Origin of the sequence: Ruminococcus albus 7 = DSM 20455, from assembly GCF_000179635.2 — a bacterium.
Classification (GTDB): Bacteria; Bacillota; Clostridia; order Oscillospirales; family Ruminococcaceae; genus Hominimerdicola; species Hominimerdicola alba.
This window is the reverse complement of sequence record NC_014833.1, coordinates 2396011-2408862: the sequence shown is the minus strand read 5'-3', so window position 1 is coordinate 2408862 and position 12852 is coordinate 2396011. Positions and strand designations below refer to the sequence as shown.

Annotated in this window: 9 protein-coding genes; 2 read left to right on the top strand and 7 right to left on the bottom strand. The window is 42.5% G+C overall.

Features of this window, described 5'->3' with window-relative positions; genetic code table 11:
- Nucleotides 1–39: 39 nt before the first annotated feature.
- The 7 genes from RUMAL_RS10870 to RUMAL_RS10840 form a co-directional block, all read right to left on the bottom strand.
- The gene (locus RUMAL_RS10870) at nucleotides 40–966 is read right to left on the bottom strand and encodes a SufB/SufD family protein (RefSeq protein ID WP_013498792.1); all 927 of its coding nucleotides are present in this window, start codon (nucleotides 964–966) and stop codon (nucleotides 40–42) included.
- Between the two features lie 13 nt (nucleotides 967–979).
- On the bottom strand, nucleotides 980–1711 hold the full coding sequence (locus RUMAL_RS10865) for an ABC transporter ATP-binding protein (RefSeq protein ID WP_013498791.1): 732 nt from the start codon (nucleotides 1709–1711) through the stop codon (nucleotides 980–982).
- Nucleotides 1712–2342: 631 nt separating this feature from the next.
- Nucleotides 2343–3233, bottom strand: coding sequence for a helix-turn-helix domain-containing protein (locus RUMAL_RS10860; protein WP_013498790.1), 891 nt, complete (start codon nucleotides 3231–3233; stop codon nucleotides 2343–2345).
- Nucleotides 3234–3381: 148 nt separating this feature from the next.
- A complete protein-coding gene (locus RUMAL_RS10855) occupies nucleotides 3382–4152 on the bottom strand; it encodes an ABC transporter ATP-binding protein (protein WP_013498789.1) in 771 nt (256 codons plus the stop codon).
- A gap of 32 nt (nucleotides 4153–4184) precedes the next feature.
- Nucleotides 4185–6530, bottom strand: coding sequence for an ABC transporter permease (locus tag RUMAL_RS10850; RefSeq protein WP_028504296.1), 2346 nt, complete (start codon nucleotides 6528–6530; stop codon nucleotides 4185–4187).
- 49 nt (nucleotides 6531–6579) lie between these two features.
- Complete coding sequence (locus RUMAL_RS10845) at nucleotides 6580–7875, bottom strand: MFS transporter (RefSeq protein WP_013498787.1); 1296 nt, start codon at nucleotides 7873–7875, stop codon at nucleotides 6580–6582.
- Between the two features lie 670 nt (nucleotides 7876–8545).
- Nucleotides 8546–9253, bottom strand: coding sequence for a hypothetical protein (locus tag RUMAL_RS10840; protein WP_013498786.1), 708 nt, complete (start codon nucleotides 9251–9253; stop codon nucleotides 8546–8548).
- Between the two features lie 606 nt (nucleotides 9254–9859).
- Between RUMAL_RS10840 and RUMAL_RS10835 the strand changes: the two genes are divergently transcribed.
- Both RUMAL_RS10835 and RUMAL_RS10830 read left to right on the top strand, forming a co-directional pair.
- Nucleotides 9860–11503, top strand: a complete 1644-nt coding sequence (locus RUMAL_RS10835) for a GGDEF domain-containing phosphodiesterase (protein ID WP_043550929.1) — start codon at nucleotides 9860–9862, stop codon at nucleotides 11501–11503.
- Nucleotides 11504–11621: 118 nt separating this feature from the next.
- Nucleotides 11622–12785 (top strand): D-alanyl-D-alanine carboxypeptidase family protein, encoded by a 1164-nt coding sequence (locus tag RUMAL_RS10830; RefSeq protein WP_013498784.1) that lies wholly within the window; start codon nucleotides 11622–11624, stop codon nucleotides 12783–12785.
- Nucleotides 12786–12852 lie beyond the last annotated feature (67 nt).

Below are 12852 nucleotides of genomic sequence, written 5' to 3'. Positions count from 1 at the left end.
AAAAACGCACACTTTGACGTGTGCGTTTTTTATGTTCTGTTATTTTAGGAAACCGTTGATTATCTGTTCTTCTGCTTCGGTTTCTGTAAGTCCGAGAGTCATCAGCTTGATAAGCTGTTCGCCTGCTATCTTACCTATAGCAGCTTCGTGTACAAGTGCTGCGTCAACACAGTTTGCTTCAAGCGAGGGCACAGCGAGTATCCTGCCGTTGTCCATTATTATAGAATCGCATTCTGTGTGACCTGTGCAGGCTGCATTTCCGTTTATGCAAAGATCAAGCTTCTGATAAGAATCATCCCTGGCTACCGATCTTGATACTACATCGGCAGCAGAGCCTTCGCCGTTCAGGGATACCTGATAGGTACTCAGCGCCTGCTGTTCACCATGTGTCATCAAGCGTTCACGTACATTGAGCTTAGCACCTTCTTTAAGCTCGGCAATGGTCTTTCTGTCAGTGGAGTCAACACCCTTTATCTGAACCATTTCCATATCAACGGTGCTGTTTTCCTCCATGTATACCTCGGTAACGGGATTCAGCACTCTCTTTCCTGTACCGTCGCCCGAACCGTAGTGCTTTTCAACATATCTTACCTTTGAATTCTTTCCTACAAAGAATCTGTGTACGCCGTCATGTTCCGAATCCTGATTTCCGCAGTTGTCGATACCGCAGCCGGCAACTATCAGTACATCACAATCTTCACCGACATAGAAGTCATTGTATACAGTTTCTTTCAGACCGCTTTCACTTAGTACGACAGGGATGTGTACGCTCTCGTTTTTTGTGCCTGATTTGATCTTGATATCTATACCGCTGACATCTGTCTTGCTGACGATCTCTATATTAGCAGTTGAATTTCTTCCTACAGATTCACCGTTGGCGCGGAGATTGTAAGCACCCTCGGGTATATCGTGAAGTTCAGCTACTTCCTGTAAAAGCTGTTTCTGTACAGCGTCCATTTTAAGCATCTGCAGCGCCTCCTTAATCTTCTATCTTAGGACAGATAGTCTGTGCATAATTGCTGTGCATTATCTCGGGGAGTATCTCGTCTGCAGGACCCTTCTTGATAAGCTGACCGTCCGAAAGAACGATTATTTCGTCAGCAATCTTCAGCAGCCTCTCCTGATGAGATATGACCACGACGGTCCTGTTTTTATCAGCTTTGCGCATATTTTCAAAAATACGTATAAGATTATTGAAGCTCCAGAGATCTATACCTGCCTCAGGTTCATCGAAGACAGCTAGTTTTACATTTCTTGCCATTACTGTAGCTATCTCTATCCTTTTGAGCTCACCACCCGAAAGGGATGCATTTACTTCTCTCTTGATGTAATCCTTTGCACAAAGACCAACTTCTGACAGGTAAGAGCAAGCTTCTGATACTGATAGATTCTTGCCCGCAGCTATTCTCAGAAGGTCAAGCACAGTAAGACCCTTAAAGCGTACAGGCTGCTGAAAAGCAAATCCTATACCTGCCTTAGCTCTGTCGGTGATGCTCATATTTGTTATGTCAGTTCCGTTGAATATAAGCTGTCCTCCGGTTGGCTGAACGATACCTGCGATTATCTTGGCAAGTGTCGATTTTCCTCCGCCGTTAGGTCCTGTTATAACAATGAATTTATCGTCAGGGATCTCAAGGTCTATTCCGCGTATGATATCGGAGGATTTTCCGCCGTCATCAGCGCTGAAAGAGATTTTTTTAAGTTCCAGCATTACTTTATGCGTCCTTTCATCAATATTTTTTATTACAGTATATCCTATTTCAAACTGATTTTTATATTATAACATATAATTCTGCAATTTACAATAGATTTTTTATTAAGTCAGCACCTTGATACTATGGAGCGAGTTTTTTATACCGTTTTTGTATATATTTACCCTCCACTCAGAGAAGTTTTTTGCTATCACTTTTAGATCACAATTTATATAACAATTTGATTAGAAGTATTAAGTGATGTGTATTTTCCATAGCTGAAGACGGATGAAGCATGATCGACAAGTAATTCAAGTGCGGATATAGCAAAAATTAATATGTGAAGTCACCAAGAATTTTTACAGGGATTTCATCCGAGTATAAGTTGTTGTATTTACTAGTGAATGTCTGCCTGGCGGAAAAATTTCCCGATCTGTATACCCATATATTGCTTACGTTTAGTTGAAACACCTCTTTCTCCCAGGTCTTGGATGTAAGTTTAATCAGAATAACGTATCTTTTCCTTGTCGTACCGAAACCGTGCGATACGTTCCTTAGATACGTTACCGCACAGGGTAGAAACCTGTGAAAACACGACAATATCGCTGATATTCACTACATAAGTAAAGACCAAAACGTTATCCCTCACGGTTATTTCAACGATGCAGTACTTAGCATGATCTTCAGAGTACTTTTTAGGCCGTTGAGCTCAATGTAGTTTTCTGCATCCGGTGTTGAAAAATCAGCAATTCCATTTTCGCCGTCACTCCATATAATAGAATTGCCAAAGCCCTTGACTACTGTGCGGAACGTAAAATCAGCCGGTAAGTACAGCACTGACGAAGCCGAAATCTGATTCAGCGCAAGTGAGCCGTGCAGATCATTACAGGTAATATCGATATCGTGATTGCAGTCCACCTCGAATTCAGCCTCCAGATCCTCAATGCATATATGTTCTGTTTTGCCTGTAAATTCGATATTATCGCATTTTAAATCCACAATGCGCAGTTCCGAACAGTCCGCCCTCATCTCCAGATGATCAAGGTAGCGGTTCGGAAGCATGACCTCGATCTCCAGCCCGTCCTTGGCTGCAGCTTCTGTCATCTGATTCATATACTTTACCCGAACATCAATTCGCTGCCTTTCATCTTCGATCCGAACCTTGAGATCCTGACGAATAGTCTCAATGCTGCGAGATAGCAGCCGCACAATGAGTTTTTCTTCTGCAGTGCCTTTCAGCAAAATTTGCTTTGCACCGCCGAGCTGCATATCGATCCGCTTATTGCCGGCGATGTCGTATTCCGTTCTGCTTTCATAGAACGGCTCATGTTTCACGGCAATAGTTTCCTCCGCCGCGAGCAGTTCTTCGACAGTGACACCGAACAAAGCGGATAATTCCATGATATTACCGATATCCGGAAGACCCCTTTCCGTTTCCCATTTCGTGACGGCCTGACGGGATACTCCGATCTTTGCAGCTAGTGCCTCCTGTGACAATTTTTCCTGTTTTCTGAGTTCTCTCAGCTTATCAGCAAATTTCATATTAGTTCTCCTTTTGACGGCACACAGCAGTCTTTTGATCTATGATTATTGTAACATAAATCCCACGTAAATGCAAGTCAGCTGTGCACTATCGTGCTGTCTGCAGACTTAACTTTCCGCAAGCAGCAGTTGTATTCTTTCAATCTGATCAGAAACCGTTTTTCTGAAGCCATTTTAACAAATAAGATTCTCGCTCCTGCAGCGTTTCGGATGCATTCCATTTGCCGAGATGATATTCCTGCCGAAGCTGACCGTCCTCCAAATAGATGACTCTATCTGCACGCGCAGCGACTTTTACATCATGCGTGACCATGATGATGGTTGTTCCTGCCGCATTGACCTGATTGAAGATCTCCATGATCTCGCCAGTCGATTTGGAATTTAATGCACCCGTTGGCTCATCGGCAAACAGGACAGGAGGCTGGTTTATGAGTGCCCGACAGATCGCTGCGCGCTGCAGCTGACCGCCCGAAACCTGCGTGATATCGCTGTCTGCAATATGTCCGATCCCGACACGTTCCATACGTGATCGTGCATTAAGTTCTGCCTGTTCCTTTGAAACATTTCCTGCCTTCAGTGCGGGAAGCATAATGTTCTCTTTGATCGTAAAATCTTTCAGCATATAGGACTGCTGAAATACAAAGCCCATATTCAGCAGTCGGATCTTGCTGATCTCATCATCGGACAGAGTATGGATCTCTTTTCCGTTGTATACCACACTGCCGCCTGAAAGCTGATCCATGCCGCTTATACAATAGAGCAGTGTAGACTTTCCGGAACCTGACTGCCCCATTATCGCTACAAACTCGCCCTGCATGATTTCCAGATCGATCCCTTTCAGGATCTCGATTTTCTGTCCGTTAGCCTGCTGATAAGACTTCTGAATTGCTTTTGCTTGAAGTATCGCTGTATCGTTCATATTTATTCATTCTCCTGCTATTGATATGCCGATCAGCTTTTTACCAGCTGCATCAGCTTCACATCTGATTTGATCTTGTTTGTACACAGATAGGCTGTGATCAGTGTAGCCGCCAGCAACAGCAGCGGGTAGAGCAGATAGACCAGCCAAGGCACTGAAATAAAAGTCAGACTGCGCAGACCCATGCCTGTCATGCCGATGACTGCACTTACCGCCTTCTCTCCGACCAGTATCACCAGAACTGTGCCCAGAATCAGACCGAAGAATGTAGCCAGCAGTGTCTGAATGACATATTGCTTACGTATATCCCGTACAGAGAAACCGGTCACGCGCTGGATCGCAGTCTGTTTTCTGTTTTTTAGCAGAATCAGGAGCATCAGCAGCTCTGTGATGAGGATCATCAGACCGACCGTTACCGATACGATCACATTCACCACACTGCCGAACTGATCGGTCAGACCTGAAAGTGTCTGCTGTACAAAAACGTACATACTCTTCACATTTGCATCTGTTCCGAGTGCTTCTGAATATACATCCGCCTTTGCAGAGACATCTGTGCCGTCCTGAAAATTCACAAGAAAATCATAGCGGTAAACCGCTTTCGGATCATACTGCGTCTGCATTTTTGCAGTATAACCGCCGTTTGAAACATCCTGATAGACACCGCAGACCTGCAGCGTCATCTCTTTCCGATCAATGACAACGGTCAGCGGATCGTTTGCACCGACACCGTATTTCTTTGCATTAAGATACGAAAGCGCAATTTCATCTGCCTGTTGCGGCGCATTACCTTCCAGGTACTGCAATCCGCTGCCTGCCGATCCAGAGCAGGCAATATGGATGTTTTCCCATTCGCCGTCCTGATTCTTAGCACTCTGTACAACAAATGCATCCTGCACGATCTTCGTTACAGCGGTATCGTTTTTCAGCATGGAGCTGACCTTATCATATCGCTCCGACAGCCTTTCCGCAGAGGTTACGCTGATCATTATATCGCATTTCTGTTGTCCCATATAAGAGATAAACTCTGGGGAACGGAATGTGGTCAGTACATTCGTTGAAAGCAGCATCATACAGTATGCCGCTGCTACAACGAATGTCAGCAGCATCCATGAGCGCTTATGAAGCAGGAGCTTTTTCCATGCCATCCACCAGTCAACAGGCAGTTTCTTCATTGAGCCTGATGCTGTTTTTCTTACAGCATCTCTCTTTCCTGCCTGCTTGACCTCCGCCTGTCCTTTGATAGTATCGATCACAGACACTTTCTTTACCCGCTTCAGGATCTTTTTGCAGATCGCAATGTCCGCAAGATATATAATTATGGCTGCAATCAGCGGAAATAATATCATCAGTATACTGAATGACGGCTTTCCGAATGCATTTGTGATATGTGAAACAAGTAACTTATTTACGGGTACCGCTATCAGACAGCCCAGTATGCATCCGATTATTATGAGCAGACGGTATCTGTAAAGATACATCTTACGAATATCACGGAAAGAAACTCCGATCGCCTTCAGAATGCCGATATCCTCGATCTCTTCCTCCATTGCTGCGAGGATCGTAAAACGCAGGCACATCGCGGAAATCAACATCAGAATGATGCTCATCAGAATCATGATTACCACTGTCATAAGATCAGGCAGACTGCTGACAAGCTTCAGCAGTGTATATGTAATTGCCTGTCCCTCCTTCGGCATACCTGAATTTTCGTATTTAGTCTGAAATTCCGTCGCGTATGCAGGATCATTAAAATAGTATTCAATGATATACTCGATGGAGCCCATATTTGATCGAACTTCCTGCCAATCCGCTTCATTCATCAGAAAACGCGTCGATGAACAGAGGGTACTGTTCATCTGCGCATCTCGCAAAAATGACGTAATGGTCAGATCGATGGTAAAACTACCGTCAGACAGCGTTACCGTATCTCCGATCTCCATATCATACCGATCCAGCAGGATCAGCGGCACACCAATTTCGCCGCGTGCAGGCGTCACACGCTGATTCTCTGTATCAAGCAGCAGATCGTATTTTTCCGGCTGCCGTATTATGCCAAGATCGATCAGGCAGTCCGAAAAAGGTACTCTGACACCATCAGACTTTGTTACCCAGATCTGCGTATTGTCAATATTCAGCATCTCCATAAGCTGCCAGTCAGTTACGTTCGGATCTGATTCCGCCAGATTTTCCAGTACATTTGTATCAACACCGCCCTTATGCATCTGCAAAAAATGAGGCGGCTGTGCTGTAGCATACAGATTGTTGATCGCACTGAAAAGCTGAACCAGAATCAGCGTTCCCGCAGACAACATACAGACCGACAGCATAATGAAGAACATCAGCACTACGCTGATTCCGATTTTCTTTTTTTTCATAATTTCAAGGTCTATCCTCCACATATTTACTCTGCGATTCTAAGGGATCCTAATTAGTGATTGCTGCAGATTCAACCGGTTCTTCGGATGTAACATCCATCTCACGCAGTGCCTTCGAGCGCATCATGATCACCAGAACCACAAGTACAAGAACACCGCACATACTCACCATCAGACCGATACCTCTTCCGTGACCGGTGCCGAAGATCCTTCCGAAGCTGTTTGCAAGGATGCCATTGTTTTCAAGCATCGGACAGAATATATGGTCTGCCATGATACCTGACAAGCCGTAGGAAAGCAGACATCCGAACTGTGAGAGGATACTGATGACACCCCATGCACGCCCCTGTACTTCATTCGGAATATTAATACGTGCCATAGTATCTGCTGATACATTTATAAACGGAAGTGTTATAAAGATAAGTAAACCGCTGCATATTATAATCCTAAAATTGCAGGTCATACCGATTCCGATCATTCCGAGGCCGTTTAGTGCAAGACCGATAAATAACACACGGCAGAAGTTTTTCTTGATGGACATTACGCCGATCACGATACTTCCGACCAGCATACCGATGGCACTGAGCGATTCCAGATATCCGAGGCTCTTTGAATCCGTAAATGAAAGAACCATCGGAGAAAGCATGGTCTGCAAGAGCCCGAGGGTGAAGCAGGCAAAGGACATCAAAAACACAAGTATACGGATGCCGGGATGCCGGATCACGCTGGCAAAGCCTTCTTTCAGATCCTTCAGCGCATTGAAGTTCTCCTTCTTGTGTGGCTTTTCTTTGATATGTCTGTTGACCAGTAAAATCGTAATGACCGTTACGATAATTGTGCAGATATCTATCATAAGAATCAGTCTGATATCGTAAAAGCTAAGCAAAATACTCGCAATAAACGGCGAGATAAGAAACTGTGCCGAGGATGCGATCTGTACCATTCCACTTGCTTTTGCGTATTGCTCTTCTGTCAGCAGATCTGTAATTGTTGCTTTGTATGCAGGATTCAGCAGGGAAGAAAAGAAGGAACTTATAGTCACACCGACACATATCATCCATAGCTGCAGGGTTCCGAACTGCATATTCAGCAGTATGAAAATCAGACCCAGTGCTGAAAGCGAATCGCCGCAGACCATCAGAATTCTTCGGTTAAAACGGTCTGCAAGTAAACCGGCTATCGGACTCAGCAAAATACTTGGAAGAAAAGCGAGTAATGTCACCAATGATACTGCAGATGCGTTGCCGTATGTCTGATAAACATAGACACTCAGCGCAAATGAGGTCATTCCCGTTCCTATGCTTGAAATCAATTCTCCGATCCAAATGTAGATAAAGTTCTTCATAAGTTTCCTCCATGCTTAATATCCTTGTATATGTTTAGTGCCAGACTGACGGAATTTGCAGCAACAGGATCGTCAGGATGCCCACTACGCCGACCTGATAATTGGTGAAATTCGTACAAGAACTGCGAATCGGGTTTAGTTTTCTACGCTCGGTTCGTTCTCTTTCGATGATATTATATCAAAATAGCAGCTTTTTTCCACCAACTTATGTTTGCAAATCGATTGAAAGTAATGCTACTTTCCGATGCATAAAGCGTGTTGCACAAATTATCGTGGAAGTTCGATCTTTTATACAGCGTATTATACAATGCACGAAAATGACTCAGAAAACATCCTCTGAGTTATAAGCACCGACAAGAATGTTCTGCAAATCGGTCAGAGATTTCTCAGGTTATTGAAACAGGTCAACGCAGCACAAACCGATTGTATATTCTCTGAGAATACAAAGCATCAAGCCTGTCTTAATACCCACCATTCTTCATTCATGAGTGTAGCAGAACCGAACTACTCCCCCACACGATAATACTATAGCGCACTCAGATGTAAAAAGTTTATTTGCAGTGCTCATGAAGCAATATGCGCCATAAAAGTTTTCTTATCGTGAAATTATTATGGGATATTTGTGATTGGGCATAAAAAATGCAGAGCCGGTGTAGCTCTGCAAGATAAATCATATTTTTCTCTTGAATACATAATAGTCCGGTTTCATACCGCCGTAGATGTAATTTCCCATTTTCCATTCCATGAATAAATATTCTGTTCCGTTAATTTCGGTTATCTGATATTTCGCAGCAGTTGTACGGTGAAGATTTAGGATATAACCCTTAGTCCATTTATCATGCCATTCACTATCCATATATGTCTGTATCAGATCTCCGTCAGGTAGTATTTTCATGGATTTAAGAAACAGATCGTCGTACTTGTTTTCGGGCGAGAAATCCTCTGTCTCCGATACGAATGCGACTGAATCCCATGCGCCTATCAGCTTTTTATCGGATACAAAGGGCAGGTCTATGTTATCGTGATTTCCGAGAGTAGCTTTAGTATAATGTTCGCTGTCAGCTTTTACAAATACCTCGGTCTTATCATCAAGTCTGAAAAAAAGATATTGTTTGCCGTCTATATCCCGAAGGTCATATCTGTATGAAAGTATGGGATCGTCACCGCCGTAGTTGATAAGGATAACGCCCTTTGTCCAGCCCTCAAATATCCAGTATGGCTCTCCGTTCGGGAGAAAATACAGAATATTGTATTCACCGCTTTTGTCATTCAGGTCTGTGACCGAAAAACTATTTATACCGCTTATCCAGCCGATATTTTCCCATTTTCCTATTACTCTGTCGTCATTGACAAATTCCATTCCGTTTGCAATTTTCACTGTGTCTCGCTCCTTGTCTGAAAGCAAATAATTATAAGCAAGTCGAGGGCTTACTTCTATCTGTAAATTATAACACAATGTTCCCGAAAAGTCTATCCCATTTCCGAGAAAACTATCCTATAAATTCACCGCTACCATGAACAAATTGTAAAATTTGCGGGAAATCATGATCAAATCTTCAGATTTCACTGTAGATAAATAGAGTGGCATTGGCGGTCAGGAATTGTTCATTCATAGAAACTGTGCAGTTAAAACAATTTTTATAGACCTTTGAAATATAACTTAAAGTTTATATGTGCGGATACTATCTCAAGTATCAATTTTGAACTGAAAAAAACATGTTTGTTCATGTAATCTCATTGTTTAAAACAGCAATATGTAGCAAATCAGTGGTATAACCATAAGTCTTTTTCGATAAAATATAATATTTTGATTACCAAAGTATGTTTTGACGATGTTGATAACAAAAATAATATTTGTGAAATTTTAAGAATCCTCTTGAAATTGTTAAATGACTATGGTATAATATACTAAAATGGTTATAGAATCGGTTAAATTAAAAAACTATATACTGTTTTACGGCAGCAGTGAAGGGACGTGATATTTGTGATAAATGATATAGTTGTAGCTTTTCAGAGCTTTATTATGCAAATGTCTAATCACGAAAATGCTATTGATAAGAAAGTCGTTTCTGCTGCTATATCAGATATATGCAGACTTTCCGATGTTGGAATGATGACTATTGATGTGCATTCTGATTTTTCAATTTTAGACAGTGAAGAAAACCTGAGTGATGCTATATATCAGGATGGTGAAACGGATGATGATGTGATCACTGTCAAAAAGATCACTGACGGTACGAGCGTTCTGCTATATAAGGTCTATCACAAGAAGGGCGCGCCGGCTTGGACAGAAAGGATACGCAACCGTCTTGATCTTATGATCTCCATGCTATATCTTTTCAGCAGCAGATTTGAAGATGAAGCAGGATATCATAATCTGCGTTATTTCAGTACTCAGCTGGTAAAGCTGTGTGAAGATGCAGGGCTTAAAGGCTATGCTGCAGCCAGGTTCAATCTTAAACATTTTCAGGCTGTGAATCATCAGGTCGGCAGAGATTACGGAGATGTAGTCATGCATACTTTTATTGCTGGACTGGATGAGATCAGTGATGCTCCGATACCTGTATGCAGAATAGGCGGAGATAATTTTATCATGCTGATGACTGCCAAAAAAATCAAAGAAGTTGTTGAATATTTGAAAGGCACAGTAGTTTCTTTTGGTGATGAATTCAGTGACCGTGTAAATGTAAGCGCTACTGCAGGCGTGTACATTCTTGATGATGATTTTGAGGTAAATATCTTCGGAGAGATCATGGACAAGCTTTCTCTTGCATTGAGTGCTGCCAAAACGTCAGGGCGCGATGATATCATATTTTTTGAACCAAAGCTGATGGAGGAAAAGAAGCATATAGCCACTGTGCAGCATCAACTGCCAGAAGCTATGGAAAAAGAAGAATTTCACGTATATTATCAGCCAAAGGTATCTATAATTGATGGAAAGATCGTTGGTGCGGAAGCGCTTTACCGCTGGAAGCACGACGGAGAGCTTATATATCCTATAGGATTTGTTCCGATACTGGAACGATCGATGGATATTTGCAAGCTTGATTTTTATATGCTCGAACACGTGTGCCGTGATCTCAGACGCTGGATCGATGAGGGCAGAGATATTGTTCGTATATCTGTAAATCTCTCACGCAAGCATATCCTTGATATTGATCTGGTCAGACATCTGCTGCATATAATTGATCTTTATGGTGTACCACATGAATATATCGAGATAGAGCTTACTGAAACTACCACAGATGTAGAGTTCAAAGATATGAAGTATGTAGTTTCATGTTTGCAGGAGCAGGGGATATCGACATCAGTAGACGATTTTGGTATAGGTTATTCATCACTTAATCTCATTAAAGAGATCACTTGGGATGTTCTCAAAATCGACAAAAGTATAGTTCCTGTTGATGAGGATGATGAGCGCAGCCCGCGAAGTGTCATGTTCAAGTATGTTGTTGCTATGGCTCGTGAAATGGGTCTTGAATGTATCGCAGAGGGTGTAGAAACAGCTAAACAGGTCGAGGTACTGCGTAAGTATGGATGTGATGTGGCACAGGGATTCTATTATGACAAAGCTCTTCCTGTGGAAGTATTTGAAAAGCGCCTTGAAGAAGGTACTATAATAAGATGATATTAATAGCAGCATCTGTTAAAAAGGTGCTGCTTTTTTTGATAGCTCCCGAATAAAGACTTGAACAAGTAATTATTCCGTATGAAGTGCCATATTATAAGACTAAGGAGGACTTTCTATGGCAATTTTCAGAAAATTATTTGTATTCATCTTATGTTTGATCTTATCAGGGTGCATGATGTCAGAATGCTCTTTTGCTGAAAAAGTCTCTGTCGAAGATATGCTCTATGCCATGCCTGCCAGGGAGATAATTGCTGTTGAATGCAATACGGGGCAGGTATTGTTTGAAAAAAATTCCTGTGAAAAAACTGAGATATCTCACCTTGCAAAACTTATGCTCGTACTTCTTGCAGCAGAGAAACTTAAAAGCGGAGAACTGTCACTGACGGATACTGTAACTGTATCAGCAAATGCAAATTCAATGCCTGCACCTCAGATATGGCTTGACAAAAATGAAAAGATAAGCGCTGAGGAACTGTTGAAAGCGATAACGATTGGAAATGCTAATGATGCAGCAGTGGCTCTCGCTGAACATATCTTTGGTTCAACAGATAATGCTGTAACACAGATGAACCGTAAAGCGAAGCTGCTTGACATGAAACTGACTGAATATGCAGATGTTTGCGGACTTGACAGCAGAACTGTCGCTGATGCGGCAGATACAGCAAAACTGGCTTCTGAACTTGTAAAGTATGATATACTTACAGACTATTTTAAAACCTGGATAGACCGTGTGCGCAGCGGCAAAGCGGAACTTGTAAATCTGAACCGTCTGGTGAGAACATACAAAGGTATCTCCGGAATGAAAGCCTGTTCATCATCGGCAGCAGGAGAGTGCTCTGTTGTAACTGCAAGCCGAGGGGACATGGAGGTGGCGGTTGTTGTTCTGGGGTGTACAGACCGGTCTATGTGTGATGATATCGCCCAAAAGCTTCTGGATATGAGCTTTGATATGTATTCACTGTATACTCCCGAAATCTCGGAGGATATGCTGGATGATATACCTGTCGAAGGCGGAGAGAAAAACAGCGTTCCCGTAACATTTGGAGAGCTTTTTCCTGTGGCAGTTCCTAGCGGATCATCCGGCAGTATTGATATCTCTTTTGAAAAAGAAGATATCCTCACCGCGCCCGTTGAGATGGGTCAGATCTGCGGAAAACTTATATGCAGGAACGGAACTGAGACGATCTATACCGCACAACTGGTGACAAACAATGCTGTCAAGCAAAAAAGCTTTAAATTTTGCTTGGAAAAATTATTACTATACCTGATAAAAATTTAAAGCTGAGTTTGTTAGTATTGCACAAAAGTGACAAGTCTACCTGAAATTACTTGCAAAGTCATAAAAA

Coding starts and splice junctions, on each gene's coding strand:
- RUMAL_RS10860 (WP_013498790.1), bottom strand. CDS start 3,233: ATGAAATTTGCTGATAAGCTGAGAGAACTCAGAAAACAGGAAAAATTG.
- RUMAL_RS10850 (WP_028504296.1), bottom strand. CDS start 6,530: ATGAAAAAAAAGAAAATCGGAATCAGCGTAGTGCTGATGTTCTTCATT.
- RUMAL_RS10870 (WP_013498792.1), bottom strand. CDS start 966: ATGCTTAAAATGGACGCTGTACAGAAACAGCTTTTACAGGAAGTAGCT.
- RUMAL_RS10865 (WP_013498791.1), bottom strand. CDS start 1,711: ATGCTGGAACTTAAAAAAATCTCTTTCAGCGCTGATGACGGCGGAAAA.
- RUMAL_RS10845 (WP_013498787.1), bottom strand. CDS start 7,875: ATGAAGAACTTTATCTACATTTGGATCGGAGAATTGATTTCAAGCATA.
- RUMAL_RS10830 (WP_013498784.1), top strand. CDS start 11,622: ATGGCAATTTTCAGAAAATTATTTGTATTCATCTTATGTTTGATCTTA.
- RUMAL_RS10855 (WP_013498789.1), bottom strand. CDS start 4,152: ATGAACGATACAGCGATACTTCAAGCAAAAGCAATTCAGAAGTCTTAT.